The sequence below is a fragment of the Pedobacter sp. AC190 genome, from assembly GCF_979258025.1.
In genome coordinates this window covers 2,072,438-2,089,409 of record NZ_OZ409824.1, presented here as the reverse complement: position 1 = coordinate 2,089,409, position 16,972 = coordinate 2,072,438, and the positions used below count along the sequence as shown (strand labels likewise).

Here is a 16,972-nt window from a genome sequence, read left to right as displayed (position 1 = left end):
AAAAAAACCTCTACCGGATAAAGGAATGTAGATTTTACTTAAGGTGTATTTCTAATTAAAAATGAGATAATTACAACATTATCATAGCATTAAATAGTGAGCTATATAGTAGAAAATCCATTTTTAAACACTATCTTTGCGCCAAATTTATAGGCGCATTTTATGCAAAAGATTAGAAATATAGCTATTATAGCACACGTTGACCACGGTAAAACCACATTGGTTGATAAAATTTTACACTCTTGTTCTGTTTTTCGTGATAACGAACAAAAAGGAGAGTTGATATTGGATAACAACGATTTAGAGCGTGAACGTGGTATCACTATCGTATCTAAAAACGTATCTGTTCAATATAAAGATGTAAAAATTAACATCATTGATACTCCTGGTCACGCGGATTTCGGCGGTGAGGTAGAGCGTGTATTAAAAATGGCTGATGGTGTGCTTTTACTTTGCGATGCTTTTGAAGGTGCAATGCCTCAAACGCGTTTTGTAACGCAAAAAGCTTTGGCATTGGGTTTAAAACCAATTGTGGTTGTAAACAAAGTAGATAAAGAAAACTGTCGCCCAGAAGAGGTTTACGAACAAATTTTCGAATTGTTCTTTAACCTTGAGGCAACTGAAGATCAATTGGATTTCCCAGTAATTTACGGTTCATCTAAACAAGGATGGATGAGTACTGATTGGCAAAAACCAACTACAGATATTTTCGCATTATTAGATGCGGTTGTGGCTAACATCCCACCTGCACCAATTAATGATGGTACTTTACAAATGCAAATTACTTCGTTAGATTATTCTTCTTTCGTAGGTCGTATTGCAATCGGTCGTGTTCACCGTGGTTCAATTAAAGAAAACCAACCAGTTACTTTGATTAAACGCGATGGCAAAATCGTTAAAACAAGAGTAAAAGAACTTTATACTTTCGAAGGTTTAGGAAAAATCCGTACTCAAGAAGTAAGTTCGGGCGATATTTGTGCAGTTGTAGGTATTGATGGTTTTGATATTGGTGATACAATCGCTGATTTCGAAGCACCAGAACAATTACCAGTAATCAGCATTGATGAGCCAACAATGAACATGTTGTTCACCATTAATAACTCACCTTTCTTTGGTAAAGAAGGTAAATTGGTTACTTCTCAACGTATCAAAGATCGTTTGATGAAGGAAATGGAGAAAAACTTAGCGTTGAAAGTTGTTGAAACTCAAGGTGCAGATTCATGGTTAGTATACGGTCGTGGTATTCTCCATTTATCAGTATTAATCGAAACGATGCGTCGTGAGGGTTACGAGTTACAAGTTGGTCAGCCACAGGTTATCGTTAAAGAAATCGATGGTAAAAAACATGAGCCAATTGAAACTTTAATCGTAGATGTACCTGGTGATGTTGCTGGTAAGGTAATCGAATTGGTAACTCAACGTAAAGGTGAGTTGTTAATTATGGAGCCAAAAGGCGATTTACAACACTTAGAATTCGAAATTCCATCTCGTGGTATCATCGGTTTACGTAACAACGTATTAACTGCTACTGCTGGTGAGGCGATTATGGCTCACCGTTTCAAAGCTTACGAGCCTTGGAAAGGTGTAATCCCTGGTCGTTTAAATGGTGTTTTAATCTCTATGGATAAAGGTATGACTACTGCTTATTCAATTGATAAATTACAGGATAGAGGTCGCTTCTTTGTAGATCCAGGAGCTGATATTTACGAAGGTCAGATTTTGGGAGAGCACATTCGCGATAACGATTTAGTAATCAATATCGTTAAAGGAAAAGCATTAACCAACATGCGTGCTTCTGGTACAGATGATAATGCTCGTATTGCACCTGCAATTAAATTTTCTTTAGAAGAAGCAATGGAATACATCCAAGCTGATGAATACATCGAGGTTACACCGCAAAGCATGCGTTTACGTAAAATTTTCTTAACAGAACAACAACGTAAAAATAACGGTAGATAGTTCGCTTAAACGTTATAAATATAATTTAAAGCCTCGATTTAATCGGGGCTTTTTTGTTTTATACTTTAACCGTATGAGGCATTCAAGAACATCTAAAGTAAAAAGGTTTTTATTATATTCTGATCCGATTAGGTGATTAAACATTAGAAAAGCATGTTCCATCACTTTTTTAATTGTCAGTCCTTCTTTCCGCTAAATCTTTTTGACTGCCCTTTCACAGGCCCCAAAATAACAGTCAAAAAGGATATCGCTTCAATAAGGTTTAAAGAACTTAGTTTTGTACTGATAACAAAGTTGATCCATTCAAAATGTAAAAATTAATCATTTGATTGATTTTTAGTCATGCTAAAATCAAAACAACTATTCGGAATAAAAATCTAACACTTCCATGGCACGGTATTATATTTTTGAACGTTAATTTTGCAGTAATACCAAACTAGTCAATCATGATACAAAAAGCAATTTCCTGGTTGGGGATATTTTTTCTATCTACATTATCCCTTCTGCCTTTATTTATTCTTTATTTACTGGCCGATGTTTTTTATGTCGTAATTTATCATGGTTTTGGATACCGTAGAAAGGTTGTCAGAGAAAATCTGATGAATGCCTTTCCAGAAAAATCATTATCAGAAATCGATACGATTGAAAAAAAATACTACAAATTTCTTGCTTCATTAATTTTCGAAGTAATTAAAATGAAGAGTATTTCCAAAAAAGAACTTCAAAAACGGGTTAAGTTTAAAAATGTTGATTTAGTAGAAGCATACCTGAAAAATAATGAAAGTGTACTTTTCTGTTCGTCGCACTATGGCAATTACGAATGGGTTTGTATGGCAATTGGAATGGCATTTTCGGGTGAGCACTACCCAATTTATAAACCACTAAGCAACGAAATTTTCGATAATTGGTTTTTTAACATGAGAAGCAGGTTTGGTAATCGAATGGTTGCTATGCGCCAAACTTTAAGAGCCATACAGGCAAGTAAAGGAACGCCAAATATGTTCACATTTGGTAGCGACCAGGCACCATCTAAAGATGAATCTAATTATTGGACTACCTTTTTGAATCAAGAAACTTCTGTTCAATTAGGAATAGAAAAGATTGCTAAGAAAACTAATCGCCCAGTTTTTTATCTCAAAATAAATTATTTAAAACGCGGTTATTTCGAGGTAGATTGTGTGCCAATTTGTTTGCATCCAAAAGAAACAGCCGAATTCGAAATTACCGAAATGCATACCCGTTTTCTTGAGGAAATGATAAAAGCTGAGCCTGCTTACTGGTTATGGAGCCATAGACGATGGAAATATAAACCAGAGCAAAAAACTTCATCATCTACCTCTAATAATGAGCAAATAACTGCTTAGCAGCCTTCATTTTGAAACTGTATATTTGCTGCATTAATTATCTTAATGAAAGCTTTTAAAAAAACGCTTGGCTATTTATTTCTGCTTATTGTAGTAGGTTTTGCGGGTTTATTAGTATGGCATCCTTATTTGCTGCGGGTTTTACAATACCGTACGCCAAATGCCGAAACCTATAAAATTTTTCCACAAGGTATTGTGCATAAAAGTGATTCTGCTTTCCATTTTTATCGTGCCAGTAAAATGCGAAATGACCTAGACTCATTAAAGGTTTTAGATGGAAATAATCAATCGATTACTTTTGCCGATTATTTTAATAATGGAAAACTATATGCTTTTCTGGTTATTAGAAATGATAGCATTCTTTATGAAAAATATAGTAAAGGTTATAGCGATAGCACGCTTACAACAATATTTTCTGGTGCTAAAAGTATGATTTCTGTTATGATTGGTCAGGCTTTGGCCGAAGGTAAAATTCGAAGCCTAAACGATAAAGTAACTCAATACATTCCCGAATTAAAAACAAATTCTGCGTTCGATCACATTACTTTAAAAAATCTTTTAGAGATGAAATCTGGTCTCGAATTTCAGGATGCTTTGGGTGGAATTGTAAAAGCTTTTTTATCTGATGAGGCCAAGTATTATTACACCTACGATATGAAAGCCGAACTTATGAAAGTGAAGCTCGTAAATAAACCAGGTACGGTTTGGGTTTACAAAAGTATCGACCCGATATTGTTAGGCTGGGTGTTGGAGAAAGCAACTGGCAAATCGGTAACCAAATTTTTTGAAGATAACGTATGGCGAAAAATAGGTACAGAATATGCTGCAAGCTGGGGTTTAGATCATAAAAATGGATTAACTAACACTGCGAGCAGATTTCAGGTGACGGCAATTGATTTCGCAAAAATTGGAAGGCTATATTTGAATAAAGGCAATTTTTATGGTAAGCAAATTGTGCCAAAAAATTGGGTAAGCCAATCGGTTAATATTGGTGGCGAAAAACCTGCATCGACTAAAGGCTGGCAAAAATCGGCGCATCATTATTTATGGTGGATTCCGCAGGAAGGTGATAATGGCGATTTTGCTGCAGAAGGTATGCTAGGACAAAGACTTTATGTGGATCCGAAAACGAATACCATTATTGTTCAGTTTGCAGAGCACGGCGCAGGAAATTATCCTTACAGAAAAATTAGTCGATACCTGGCTCGAATGCCATTTAGTTACCCGACTAATAAGTAAGCATAGAGCACGCAAGATTCTTACTTTAAACTTTGTGGTAAAAAAATTAAAATGCTACATTGCTAATCCATGGAAAACGAAGACGTAAAAATTCTGAAAAAGAAACCTATTTTTCCAGTTACACCCGCTTTACAAAAGTACCTTCGGCTTTATCAACGTGAAGCAAAATTGCCGATAACTTACAACGATTTAATGCAGTTTAACGAAGCTTTCCCATTGATGGATAAGTTTGGCAAAGATTCGCTTTGGGAAGGACCAATTTACGCTCAGGATTTAATTGAAACCTTGCACAGCGGACTAAAAGAAATTTACGCAAACCTTAAAGCTTCGGGTAATCTTCGTATTGTTGAGCATAAATACATCGATAAAATCGAATATTGTACGTTTGGAAACACACATCCTTTTAGAATAAGAATTGTAAATCGATTGAATGATGTTTACGATTATTTTTACATCAAAAAAGCAGATGCATCTCGTATTTATGGCTTAGAAATGGAAGAAATTTTATCTCCAAATCAGGTTAATTATTTGGTAGATGGAGATACTTTAGTGGAAGAACATATCGCTGGAATTCCTGGCGATGTTTTTACGAAAGGACAGTTATACACCCCAGAATTCAATCCGACACGTATTGCAAAAGAGTTTGTAAAGTTTAACGAGCGCTGCTTAATTATGCTTTTGGGCGATATGCGAGCATATAATTTTGTGGTACAAATTACCCCCGATTTTGATGATATTCAATTTCGTATTCGGGCAATAGATTTCGATCAGCAGTTTTACGAAGGCAATTTGAAGGTTTATTTGCCTCAATTTTTTAAAGAGAACCTGCCTTATGTTAAAATGAGTATGGAGCAACTAACCGATAAAACTGTACTTCAATACCAACAAGAAGAAAGGTCATCTATTGTTCATCGGGTGAGAAGCGAACGCCACCGTTTAACTGATTTGCGAGATGTATCAAACAAAGAAGAACTAACAACACCAGAAAATATCGCTATGTTAAAAGATTCTATGGCTGCATATTTTAAAGACCCAAATTATCTGCGCTGTAAAACAATGACTGATATTATCGAACTGAACATTAAAAATATTATCAGACAGGTTAAGCTATAAATAAAACGGCTGGTTTAAATAAACCAACCGCTTTTGAGTAATTTAGAGAGAGCGTTCAAAACGTTTAGGCATGTTGACCCTCGTGCACACCTTCTGCAAATTCCTCCACCATTTTATCGTTAAAAGCAGGTAAATCTTTTGGTGTTCGGCTCGTTACCAAACCTTGATCTACTACAACTTCTTCATCACTCCAATCTGCGCCTGCATTAATCAAATCTTTAGAAATATTTTTTACAGATGTAAGTTTTCTACCTTTAACAACGTCTGCATTAATTAAAGTCTGTGGTCCGTGGCAAATGGCCGCTACAGGTTTTCCTGCGGCGAAAAAGCTCTTTACAAAAGCAATCGCGTCATCATTAACACGCAATTGGTCGGGATTAATCACACCTCCTGGCAAAACCAAGCCATTATAATCGTCGGCATTTGCTTCGCTAATCGTTTTGTCAACATCAACTTCTATCGACCAATGGTCATGGTTCCAGGCTTTAATTTTTCCAGCTTTCGAAGAAATAATGTGAACGTTTGCACCTTCTTCTTTTAACCTTTTTACTGGCTCTGTTAATTCTACTTCTTCAAATCCGCTTTCCGAAAGTACGGCTATATTACGATTACTTAATTGTCCCATTGTATTATGTATTTTATAAATAGATGTATAAAAGACACTTGTAGAATGAGATTGTTTTTAAAAAGTGAGATTTTGGTGCGGTGCTAGTTAAGCTTAAAAAGAAACTTGTTGATGCTAATCGTTCGTTCTTTTGTGTTTAAGGAAGTAAAATAAAAGATTTCCTGCGATAATGACATGATTAAAAATGTTCGGTATTAAGCCGTAATATTTTGTGAAGATTTGAAAACGTTCTTTTAAACTTTCGCGATGCTTTTTCTTACTCATGCCACCAACCAAATATTTAGCAACATAACGATGTACGTTTACAATATTTGAAGACTTTTTAGCGGCTTTAATAATCCAATCAATATCTGAACTGTATTTATATTTCAAATCGTAAGGTGTAAGAATGCTTTTTCGAATATAAATGGCTTGATGACTAATGTTCATGCCATATTTAAAGCTAGTCCAATCGAATTGCTCAGGCGCTTCGTGTCTTCTTCTGCCTAAACTTTCCCAGTTATCATTGTACATTTCAGTTTCGCCATAGTAAATATCGGCGCCTGGTGATGAATCAAAAACCTCCTGAACGGTATGTTCATCGTAAATTTCGTCTCCAGAATTCATAAAAAGCACATAATCTCCAGTAGCTAACGCTAAACCTTTATTCATGGCATCATAAATACCCTTATCAGGTTCCGAAACTATTTTCGAAATCTGATTGCTATACTTTTCAACGATATCCAAAGTACCATCAGTCGATTTTCCATCGATGATAATGTATTCTATTTTTTTATAGGTTTGGTTAATTACAGAGTTGATCGTTCGCTCGATATCGCGAACGTTATTGTACACAATGGTGATTATGGTTAGTTTTGGCATGTGCTAATCCATTAATTTTTTTAAAGTTTCTACATCAGGTAAAACACCTTTGTATGCTGCTGGTAAAACGCTACTTGTTTTATAAGTTGAAACGCCCATTGCTTTGTTAAAATCTCTAAATGAGAATTCCACTACTTTATTTTTCTTCTCCTTGCAGAGGATAATTCCAATTGATGGTTGTTCATGAGGTTGCTTTAGATATTCATCTAAAGCTGATAAATAAAAATTCATTTTGCCCATATATTCAGGCTTAAATTTGCCAGTTTTTAGTTCGAAGACCACCAATGATTGTAAACGCCGATTAAAAAATAAGAGATCTAAAAAGTATTCCTCATCTTCTACAATTAACCGATATTGATTGCCAATAAAAGCAAAATCTGATCCTAACGACATTAAGAATTTCTTGATGTTCTGAACGATTTCGCTTTCTAAAACCCGCTCATCTTTTTCATCGCTATCTTGGATATTGATAAAATCTAACAGGTACTCATCTTTAAATGATTGTAAGGCTTTTTGCCTTATTTCATCATTGGTAATTGTTTTTGAAAAATTATTTGGCAGGCTGCCTGTTTTTTGAAAAGTTTGATTGTTTAAGTGATTTTTGAGTGTGTTTAAACTCCAAAATTCGGTAGCTGTTTTTTGTATATAAAAGATTCTTTCTTCTATTCGTTGGGTTCCTTTTATAATTTCTAGATGATGCGAAAAGCTCAATTCGAAAAAGATTTTTTTCAATTGAGCCGACACTGTCGGTCTAAATGTAATTTCTTCTAAATCAATCACTTCTAATTGGACCAACACTGTCGGCCCAATTATAGAGTGTTCTTCCCAAGACTCAAAAAAAAGTCTCATCCGTTTCATATTTGTTGCTGAAAACCCCCTTAAACCTGGTAGCTCAACTTGTAGATCGGCTGAAAGATTTTCAATAACTTTTGCACCCCATTTTTCCACCTTAATTTTTTGTGAAATAAACTTACCTACAGCAAAATAAAGAGTTAAAAGTTCTTTATTAACCAAAGTAGCTGCCCGATAACGGCTCTGTAAAATTGCCGATTTTAAGGCTTTGATATTTTCGAGATGGCTTTTAGATAGTTCCATATTATTTCGGCTGCAAATCAATCAAAGTTTCGTACAAATGAATATGCTCTGCAGCAATAACTTCCTCCGAGAAATCCGTTAAAATGCTCAGTCTAGCAGCTTTATGTATTTCCTCTTTATTTGGACGATGATATAACCATTCGATACCATTAGCCAAATCTTCGGCATTTTCATATTCGGCTAAATAACCATTTTTTTGATGTTTAACCATATCTGGAATGCCCCCAGTTGTAAACGCAATTACGGGCGTAGCACAAGCCAAACTTTCCATTACCGTATTTGGTAAATTATCTTCTAACGATGGTGTAATAAAGGCATCAGCAGCAGAATAACATTTAGCCAAATGCTCGTCTTTATTTATGGTACCTAAAAAAGTTGTTTTAAAGGGGAATTCTGGCATCTCAGCATTCTCCTTATTACCGAAAATAACCAATTCAATTTTTTCTTTATCGATTCCTTTTCTGCGTGATAAAATTTCTAAGGCTTCGATTAAGTAAGGAGTGCCTTTATGTTTGTCGTTTTTAGAAGGCATAAAGCCACTCATCAAAACAAATTTTTCAGGGTCGATTTTCAGAATTTTCTTAGCCTCCGTTTTTACGTAAGGTTTAAAAATATTGGTTTCGATTGTATTTGGAATTACCGAGGTAGTTCTTGTGCCTAGCAAACTACTAAATTTCACCGATGCTGCCATCCAGTTACTTGGCGCAACAATATGAAAGTTTAATTTGGTATAAGCTTTCTGTTTTCGAAGCCAGGTTTTGTGCGAAATATCATCCTTACCACTAAATTTTAAAATTGGGCAATTACCGCATTGCTGATGAAAATTTTCGCAACCATAACGTACATGGCAACCGCCCGTAAAAGCATTACTATCATGAAAAGTCCAAACAATTGGTTTTTCCAATTCATCAAGCTCTGCTAAAAATTTAGGCGTAAGAAAACCATGGTTTACCCAATGCAAATGAATAATATCAGCATTTTTAACATCGGGATGGTTTTTGATAGATCGGCCAAACCATTGCAAGCTGAAAGGAGTTTTAACCGATTTACTTAACCATTTTGAATAGTATCTTTCTGATAAGATATTATGAACTGCCAAAGCCTTTTGAAAAGGCGATTTGCTGAAAGTATCTATTTTGGGGTTTTGTCCAAATTTATAATAAACCAAAACCTTTGAGTCAATTCCCGAACTTTTTAAAGCATCGCTAAGGCGCAAGCAGGCTCTTCCTGCACCGCCGTTTCCATCATAGGTATTTAGGTGTACTACTTTCAAATCAATCAAAAATACATTTTATTGTTTACGATTATAAAAACTCTTGCGTATTTTCATCCTAATATTTTATTGCTTTTTAATTAAAGGATAAAGCCTTTGCTGATTTAAATAATTATTAAATCCGCTCGGGTTCATTTTCCCACAGCCAAACAAACAAAATCATGATTAAAAACCTAATTAAATCGCTTGCGGCAATTGCATTTTTGCTGCCCTGTAGTTCATTTTCCCAAGGTCAAACGTATTTTGCAGCTTACCCTGCTTTAACGCCAGATGCACAAACTATAGTATTCAGTTATGATGGAGATATTTGGAAAATCCCCGTAAAAGGTGGTTTAGCTTCTAGAATTACGGCCATGCAGGGCGAAGAAATTAATCCGAAAATATCTCCAGATGGCAAGTGGATGGCATTTTCTTCTAATCAATATGGTAATTACGATGTTTACATAATGCCAATGACTGGAGGTGATATTAAACAATTAACATTTAACGATGCGTCGGATGAAGTGGACAATTGGAGCTGGGATTCGAAAACCATATATTTTACATCTGGCAGATTTAATTCTTTTTCGAGCTATAAAGTTGGCATAAGCGGTGGCACAGCTGTTCGCCTTTTCGATAACTATTTTAATACCACACATCATATAGCAGAAGCGCCAGATGGTGAATTATTTTTCAATGATACATGGGAAAGTTATCGATTTGCAAATCGTAAGCATTATAAAGGCGCATACAATCCCGATATTCAATCTTATAATCCTAAAACCAAGGCTTATAAACGTTATACCGATTACCTTGGTAAAGATTTCTGGACTAGCGTTGATGCTAAAGGAAACGTATTTTTTGTATCGGATGAAGGAAATGAAGAGTATAATTTATATACTTTTATTGGTGATAAAAAAACGGCCTTAACCAAATTCGAAACCTCTATTAAACGTCCGTTTGTTTCTGCAAATGGAACAACTGTCGTTTTTGAAAAAGATTATCAGATTTATACATACGATGTTGCCACGAAAAAAACTGAAAAGGTAAATATCAGCACCTCGCGAAATCAGGTTTTAACCAAGGCACAGGAATACGATGTTAAAGGTACAATCTCTGCCTTTGATGCTGCGCCAGATGGTAAAAAAATAGCTTTCATTTCCCGAGGCGAACTTTTTGTTAGCGATGCGGATGGTAAGTTTATTCGAAAAGTAAGCAACAGTGGAGAAAGGGCTATGCAATGTAAATGGCTTGCTGACAATAAAACAATTCTATTTTGCCAAACTTGGAATGGCTATCAAAATTGGTTTACCATAACTGGTGATGGAAAAGGCACTCTAAAACAGATTACAAAGGATAAAGCAAACAATAGGGATATAACTTTGAATAAAACCCGAACAATGGGGGTTTATTTAAGTGGCAGAAATGAGTTAAAATTACTTGATTTAAAAACTTTCGAAAGCAAAATACTGGTTACCGATGAGTTTTGGGCAATTCAAAATTCGACACCAAGTTTTTCTCCTAATGATGAGTATGTGCTTTTTACTGCTTACCGAAATTTCGAGCAAGATATTTTGGTGCATAGCATTAAAGGCAATAAAACTATTAATTTAACCAATACGGGCGTGACTGAAACGGCTCCTGCTTGGTCGCCCGATGGCAAATATATTTTCTTTACCAGTGCCAGAACACAACCCTTTTATCCTTCTGGAAGTTCTGATGTTCATATTTATCGTATGGCTTTAAATAGTTACGACGCTCCTTACCGCTCAGATAAATTTGATGATTTATTTAAAGAAACGCCTGCTGAACCAAAAGACGTTAAACCCGCTGAAGTTGATAAAAAAAGTAAAAAAGTAGGCGATTCTGTTAAGAAAAAAGCTGATGTGAAGCCAACGCCAAAACCCGCTGCTATCATTACAATTAACACGCAAAATATTTTAGATCGGGTAGAGTTAGTTAGCCCAGGATTTGGTAGCCAGTTTGGAACTGATGTTTTTGCCAAAGGCGATAAAACTTATGTTTTTTATTCTTCAAATCATGAAGGCGGTAAAAGCGGGCTTTATCGTACAACGATAGAACCATTTGAGGCAAATAAAACCGAAAAAGTTGGCGATGGTGATGACTATAACATTATTCAGGTTGGGGATAAGTTGTTCACTTTAACTGGTGGTACTATTGGTAAATATAATTTGGATGGAAATAAACTGGATAAGATTGATCATACTTATAAGTTTGCCAAAAATCTAAATGCAGAATTTAATCAGATGTTTTACGAAACCTGGGTTGGCTTGGACGAAAACTTTTACGACGAAAATTTCCATGGCGTGGATTGGGATAAAATGAAAATCCGCTACGAAGCATATTTGCCTTATGTAACCAATCGTAGCGATTTGCGACTTTTGCTTAATGATATGCTTGGCGAGTTAAATTCTTCACACATGGGATTTAATAGTTTTGGTGCAGAAGAGAAAAGAAACTTAACCAATATTACCAATCAAACAGGTATTTTATTCGATAACGAAAACCCATACAAAGTTGATCGCGTTATTGCTAAAAGTAATGCTTCTTATGGTAGTGTTAATGTTTTACCAGGTGATATCTTAACAGCCGTAAATGGCGTAAAGGTAGATGATAAAACAGATCGAGACTATTACTTCAGCAAACCATCTTTGGATAAGGAAATGACTTTAACTTTTTCTCGTAACTGGAAGGAAATTTATACAAATGTTCATCCTCAAAGCTCAGGATCGTTAAAAAATAACCTTTACGATGAATGGATTGCCAAAAACCGTCGGAATGTAGATAAGTGGGGAAATAACCGAATTGCTTATTCTTATATGAAAAATATGGGAAGCGGAGAATTAGAACGTTTTATGCTGGATATGGTTGAACAGGAAGAAAATAAAGATGCCATTATTTTAGATTTGCGCTATAATACTGGTGGTAATGTACACGATGCCGTATTAAAATTTCTTGCTCAAAAACCGTATTTAAAATGGAAATATCGTGGCGGAAAATTAGCGCCTCAAAGTAATTTTGGGCCAGCAGTAAAGCCAATTGTATTGTTGGTTAACGAACAATCCTTAAGTGATGCAGAGATGACCGCAGTAGGCTTTAAACAACTTAAGCTAGGTAAAATTATAGGAACTGAAACTTATCGCTGGATTATTTTTACATCAGCAAAAGGCCTGGTAGATGGCTCTTCGTATCGTTTGCCATCTTGGGGTTGTTATACAATGGATGGGAAAAACATCGAAAAAGAAGGTGTAAAGCCAGATATTTTTGTTCAAAATACCTTTCAGGATAGATTGGCTGATAAAGACCCGCAATTGGAAAAAGCAGTAGCTGAGATTTTGAAAGATTTGAAGTAGTAGTATTTACCCAACCGTTCCTTTATTGAGCAGGTGTCATGTTGAGCTGTCGAAGAACTTTCATATGTTTCGACAAGCTCAACATGACAATTTTTATAAAACATATCACGATTTTCCGTTTCTTTGGGATTGGAATTAATTTAAAACATGGCAAATTTATTAACCGACAGGGCTTTTTGGGTAAATTATTGGGAAAGTAAAAAAGGACTTGCGGTTCAATTACCAGCTAACTATTTATTTCATCGCCAACTGGCTGAAATTGTAGAAAAAGGTAACGTTAAAACAGCAATCGAACTGGGTGGTTTTCCTGGTTATTACGCTGTTTTTTTAAAGAAATTTTTAAAACTTGATGTAACGCTTTTAGACTATTTTGTTCATCCGCCTGTTGTAAACGAACTTTTAAAAAAGAACGGTTTAAAAGAAACAGATATTCATATCATTGAAACAGATTTGTTTAATTACAAGCCTGAACAGCAATATGATTTAGTATTAAGTTGTGGCTTAATAGAGCATTTCAACGATACTGCCGACATTATTAACCGTCATATTGCATTTGTAAAACCTGGTGGAACATTGTTTATTACTCTACCAAACTTTAAAGCTGTAAATGGTTGGTTTCAAAAAAACTTTGATAAAGAAAACTACGATAAACATAATATAGATAGTATGAATCCCGCATTACTAAAATCAATTTGCGAAAAAGCAGGTTTGAAAGAAGTAAAATCAGGTTATTTTGGCCGTTTTAGTGTTTGGTTAGAGAATGAAAATCAAAAATCGACTGGTGTTCGGTTGTTCAAAAAAGCAGTTTGGCTAACGGGAAAAATTTTCACTAAAATTATTCCATTCGAAAGCCAAAGCTTATCTCCATACATTATTTTAGAAGCTAAAAAACCTTAATTATTCTGTCTTTTTATAAACTCCAAACTCGCTCAATGTAATGCATACAGGCGATTTTGTAATGTTTAAACGAAGTTTTGATGTAGTTACAGGTTTTTCTAATTTGATTAATCTTTTAGCACCAATGCTTTCGCCGTTATAGATTTTTGTCCATGCATTATCTTCAAAAATCTCGATATTAAATTCTTCGATTCTTTGTCCTAGCGGAATATATTCCTGCAAACTAATAATATCAAAAGTTTTATTTGCTTTCAAATCCATTTCCAGCTTAGCTTGATGTACATTATCAGCAGTCGCCCAATAACTTTCCTTGTTAAAATCTAAAAGTTTAACCGTTTCGAAAGCTTTACCACGAGTATTGCTGGCCTTAATACTGGCGTTTTTCGCTAAATTATTCGCAAAGGTATGCTTTACCATATCACCGAAGCTTTTTAATGCTTCAACATCGTCATTGTGTAATTGCCCGCGTGTATCAGGAGCTAAACCTAAATCTAAGCCAGCACCGTGCCCAACACTTTGCAAGTACAAATTAAAAAGAGTTTCTGGCGATTTTGGCTTTTCTGTAGGATGATAAAACCAACCTTTTCTAAGCGGAACATCACATTCAGCTGGCATCCAGAATTTGCCATTTCTAATACCCATCGGACTTTGAGGATAATTAGCTTGCCCTGGAACTGCTACATTTTTCCCTTCTGGAGGAAGCGGCGTAAAAGTAGCCCAACTGGTTTCTGCAGCAGTACCATCTTCGCTCCCAACCCAACGAATATCTAAACCAATATCGCTAAATATGTTTGCCATTGGTTGCATTTTTCGGGTTATTTCCCAGGTATTATTCCAATCGTAATAAGTAGTATTATCAATAGAGCGTTTTTCTTTAGCGCCACCATAAAAACCATCTCCGCCGTTTGCGCCATCATGCCAGCTCATAAAAAGTTGGCCATAATTGCTATAAAGTTCTTTAAGTTGCGCTTGATATATAGCTAGATATTTATCAGTTCCATATAATGCATTATTTCGATCCCAAGGAGAGCAGTAAACACCAAACTTTAAACCTTGTTTTCTAGCTTCGAGCTCAATTTCTTTAACCATATCACCTTTTCCATTTCTGAAAGGGCTTTTTGAGATATTATACTCCGTTGTTTTAGTTGGCCAAAGCGCAAAACCATCGTGGTGTTTTGCTACCAGAATCACACCTTTTAAGCCACCAACTTTAGCTGCTTTAATAATTTGTTGTGCATTAAAATCGGTTGGATTAAAAGTTTTTGGGTCAGCATCACCAAATCCCCATTCTTTATTTTCGAATGTAGTAGGCGTAAAATGAATTAAGCCATAAACCTCAATATCGTGCCAGGCTAATTGTCGCTTGGAAGGTAAAGCACCATAAGGTTTCGGAGGATTTTGGGCGAAAACATTTACAGAAATAAATAACAGGGCAATAATGTATAGTTTCATAATTCAAGCTTAGATTAAGCCAAATTACAAAGAAATATTAATATCAATTGATTTGTTACTTTGAAAAATATTGAGCTAACTTTTCTTTTACAAACCTTTTAATTCTAGAAACCATATTTCCTTTCCTATTACTTAAAAAGTTTTTAATCGTTTGATAGGCTGCTTCATTTTCCTTTATAATTTCGGGGAATTGGGTAATGGGTTTTGGATTGATGATAACATTGTAAATATCATTTATACCCGAGTGCACGCCAGTTCCATCATGCCCAATATTATTGACTAATGACTGAGCTGGATTAAGGGTTAAACCATCTTTTAAAAAAATCGAAGCATACCAGCGGATTGCCCAGCTATTATTTTTTCCCTTTTTAAATTCCTGCATCTGCTTCCAGAAATTCATAGAATTTTCAATTGAAAAGGCAGCTTTTTTCTTCGCATCGAACTGATTTAATAAGGTATCGATATTCGGTTCGAAATGTGCCCATGCACTAGCCCAGGTGGCCCATCCCCAACTTGTTGCTGCTCTATAGAAAAATGATTGAGGTAAGCTTTCTGATTTTAAAGGATACATGTATGCACCAATATGCATTACTTTTTCCTCATTGCGGTAACGATTTAAGGCATAGTTAAAATAGGTAAGTGTATGTGGAGAAGTAACTAAATCATCTTCAAAAACAATAACCTGACCATAATCATTTATTAATTGAGTTACTCCAGCTATAACAGAATTTGCTAAACCAGCATTTTCTTTTCTTTCGATTACTTTAACCGATTTAAATCCCTCGGTTTTATTAATAATTGCTCTAACCTCTGCAACTTTTTCATCGTCGTTGCTTGTTTTTGCACCGTCAGAAAAAATGTACAATCTGCTTTCTGCAGCCAGTTCATTTTGTTGCAAAAATTTAATTGTTCGCTGGGTATGTTGCGGACGATTATAAACGAAAAGGGCTATCGGAGCAAGGTTTTGCATGTTAAAATATATGCAGGTTAGAATCTGATTTTTGAGTTAAAACAGTATAAGCATTTGCAAACTGTTCTTGTTTTTTTCGCCCTAATAAATTGCCTAAGGCTCTTTTGATTCTATATTCCAATTCAATTTTTAGATTTTTAGAAAAAGTTTTAGGCGCTTTTCTGTTGATAAACTCATTAAACTTTACGGTTTCTGTAGCAGTCATAGAAACTTTATCTTCTAAAATTTCCAAGCCTTCACTTTGTAATAAAAACCTTAGCGAAGTTGGCGTGTACATATTAATATGGCCATAATCAAGGAAATGTTTCATTTTTTGATCTACACCAAAACGATAATCTTTCGGCACTTCTACGACAATATATTTTGCTACTCTTTTAAGCTCGCGAAGTAAAATTCTTTCATGTTCTACATGCTCTAAAACATGGGCAAGAATTACCAAATCAAAAGTATCATCTTCATAAGGAATTTTATAACCATCAAAAGTTTGCGCTTCTGTTAACTTGGATAAATTTCTTTCCTGAATAATTTCGACACCGCTCTGAGCAATTTCCAAAGCATACAATTCTGGAGCAAAGTTCCAATCGTTTAAAAAATGGAGGATACTGCCATCACCAGCGCCAACTTCTAAAACTTTCTTAGGTTTTATCGCTTTGCAAACATCAACAATATTTTGCGCTTTATATTTCGCACCCAGCATTCGCCAGGCCACATCACTGTTGGTGTAAAAATTATCGTAGGCCGTTTTTACTTCTTCGCTTAACATAGGTGTTG

13 protein-coding genes are annotated in these 16,972 nt (G+C 35.2%); 6 read left to right on the top strand and 7 right to left on the bottom strand.

Going from position 1 to position 16,972, the window contains the following annotated elements:
* The first annotated feature begins 162 nt into the window (after positions 1–162).
* The 4 genes from typA (at position 163) to ACZZZI_RS09185 (ending at position 5,675) form a co-directional block, all read left to right on the top strand.
* A complete protein-coding gene (typA, locus tag ACZZZI_RS09200) occupies positions 163–1,959 on the top strand; it encodes a translational GTPase TypA (protein WP_316764310.1) in 1,797 nt (598 codons plus the stop codon).
* A 446-nt stretch (positions 1,960–2,405) separates the two neighbouring features.
* Positions 2,406–3,323 (top strand): lysophospholipid acyltransferase family protein, encoded by a 918-nt coding sequence (locus ACZZZI_RS09195; RefSeq protein WP_463489262.1) that lies wholly within the window; start codon positions 2,406–2,408, stop codon positions 3,321–3,323.
* A 45-nt stretch (positions 3,324–3,368) separates the two neighbouring features.
* Entirely contained in the window at positions 3,369–4,562 is a 1,194-nt protein-coding gene (locus tag ACZZZI_RS09190; protein ID WP_463489261.1) for a serine hydrolase domain-containing protein, read from the top strand.
* A gap of 69 nt (positions 4,563–4,631) precedes the next feature.
* Positions 4,632–5,675: a hypothetical protein gene (locus ACZZZI_RS09185; RefSeq protein ID WP_316764304.1), complete on the top strand. Its 1,044-nt coding sequence runs from the start codon at positions 4,632–4,634 to the stop codon at positions 5,673–5,675.
* 64 nt (positions 5,676–5,739) lie between these two features.
* On the opposite strand, the gene ACZZZI_RS09180 is transcribed toward ACZZZI_RS09185, so the two are convergent.
* The 4 genes from ACZZZI_RS09180 to ACZZZI_RS09165 form a co-directional block, all read right to left on the bottom strand.
* Positions 5,740–6,300: a type 1 glutamine amidotransferase domain-containing protein gene (locus tag ACZZZI_RS09180; RefSeq protein ID WP_316764302.1), complete on the bottom strand. Its 561-nt coding sequence runs from the start codon at positions 6,298–6,300 to the stop codon at positions 5,740–5,742.
* Between the two features lie 114 nt (positions 6,301–6,414).
* Positions 6,415–7,161: a glycosyltransferase family 2 protein gene (locus ACZZZI_RS09175; protein WP_463489260.1), complete on the bottom strand. Its 747-nt coding sequence runs from the start codon at positions 7,159–7,161 to the stop codon at positions 6,415–6,417.
* Positions 7,162–7,164: 3 nt separating this feature from the next.
* Positions 7,165–8,256 carry a PDDEXK nuclease domain-containing protein gene (locus ACZZZI_RS09170; RefSeq protein WP_463489259.1) on the bottom strand — a complete coding sequence of 364 codons (1,092 nt, stop codon included), beginning with the start codon at positions 8,254–8,256 and terminating at the stop codon, positions 7,165–7,167.
* A 1-nt stretch (position 8,257) separates the two neighbouring features.
* Positions 8,258–9,538 (bottom strand): glycosyltransferase, encoded by a 1,281-nt coding sequence (locus tag ACZZZI_RS09165; RefSeq protein WP_463489258.1) that lies wholly within the window; start codon positions 9,536–9,538, stop codon positions 8,258–8,260.
* A gap of 152 nt (positions 9,539–9,690) precedes the next feature.
* Here ACZZZI_RS09165 and ACZZZI_RS09160 point away from each other — a divergent pair, with 152 nt between their 5' ends.
* Together ACZZZI_RS09160 and ACZZZI_RS09155 are read left to right on the top strand one after the other, a co-directional pair.
* Positions 9,691–12,882: a S41 family peptidase gene (locus tag ACZZZI_RS09160; protein ID WP_463489257.1), complete on the top strand. Its 3,192-nt coding sequence runs from the start codon at positions 9,691–9,693 to the stop codon at positions 12,880–12,882.
* 147 nt (positions 12,883–13,029) lie between these two features.
* Positions 13,030–13,779, top strand: a complete 750-nt coding sequence (locus tag ACZZZI_RS09155) for a class I SAM-dependent methyltransferase (protein WP_424057059.1) — start codon at positions 13,030–13,032, stop codon at positions 13,777–13,779.
* Here ACZZZI_RS09155 and ACZZZI_RS09150 read toward each other — a convergent pair whose 3' ends face one another.
* Genes ACZZZI_RS09150 through ACZZZI_RS09140 form a run of 3 tightly spaced genes read right to left on the bottom strand, consistent with a single transcriptional unit; the run spans position 13,780 to position 16,964 of the window.
* A complete protein-coding gene (locus ACZZZI_RS09150) occupies positions 13,780–15,231 on the bottom strand; it encodes an alpha-L-fucosidase (protein ID WP_463489256.1) in 1,452 nt (483 codons plus the stop codon).
* A gap of 55 nt (positions 15,232–15,286) precedes the next feature.
* Positions 15,287–16,201, bottom strand: a complete 915-nt coding sequence (locus tag ACZZZI_RS09145; protein ID WP_463489255.1) for a glycosyltransferase — start codon at positions 16,199–16,201, stop codon at positions 15,287–15,289.
* Between the two features lies 1 nt (position 16,202).
* The gene (locus tag ACZZZI_RS09140) at positions 16,203–16,964 is read right to left on the bottom strand and encodes a class I SAM-dependent methyltransferase (protein ID WP_463489254.1); all 762 of its coding nucleotides are present in this window, start codon (positions 16,962–16,964) and stop codon (positions 16,203–16,205) included.
* Positions 16,965–16,972 lie beyond the last annotated feature (8 nt).

What these genes read in the sequence shown, in the direction of transcription:
- typA (WP_316764310.1), top strand. Translation starts at nt 163, where the DNA reads ATGCAAAAGATTAGAAATATAGCTATTATAGCACACGTTGACCACGGT.
- ACZZZI_RS09195 (WP_463489262.1), top strand. Translation starts at nt 2,406, where the DNA reads ATGATACAAAAAGCAATTTCCTGGTTGGGGATATTTTTTCTATCTACA.
- ACZZZI_RS09190 (WP_463489261.1), top strand. Translation starts at nt 3,369, where the DNA reads ATGAAAGCTTTTAAAAAAACGCTTGGCTATTTATTTCTGCTTATTGTA.
- ACZZZI_RS09185 (WP_316764304.1), top strand. Translation starts at nt 4,632, where the DNA reads ATGGAAAACGAAGACGTAAAAATTCTGAAAAAGAAACCTATTTTTCCA.
- ACZZZI_RS09180 (WP_316764302.1), bottom strand. Translation starts at nt 6,300, where the DNA reads ATGGGACAATTAAGTAATCGTAATATAGCCGTACTTTCGGAAAGCGGA.
- ACZZZI_RS09175 (WP_463489260.1), bottom strand. Translation starts at nt 7,161, where the DNA reads ATGCCAAAACTAACCATAATCACCATTGTGTACAATAACGTTCGCGAT.
- ACZZZI_RS09170 (WP_463489259.1), bottom strand. Translation starts at nt 8,256, where the DNA reads ATGGAACTATCTAAAAGCCATCTCGAAAATATCAAAGCCTTAAAATCG.
- ACZZZI_RS09160 (WP_463489257.1), top strand. Translation starts at nt 9,691, where the DNA reads ATGATTAAAAACCTAATTAAATCGCTTGCGGCAATTGCATTTTTGCTG.
- ACZZZI_RS09155 (WP_424057059.1), top strand. Translation starts at nt 13,030, where the DNA reads ATGGCAAATTTATTAACCGACAGGGCTTTTTGGGTAAATTATTGGGAA.
- ACZZZI_RS09150 (WP_463489256.1), bottom strand. Translation starts at nt 15,231, where the DNA reads ATGAAACTATACATTATTGCCCTGTTATTTATTTCTGTAAATGTTTTC.
- ACZZZI_RS09145 (WP_463489255.1), bottom strand. Translation starts at nt 16,201, where the DNA reads ATGCAAAACCTTGCTCCGATAGCCCTTTTCGTTTATAATCGTCCGCAA.
- ACZZZI_RS09140 (WP_463489254.1), bottom strand. Translation starts at nt 16,964, where the DNA reads ATGTTAAGCGAAGAAGTAAAAACGGCCTACGATAATTTTTACACCAAC.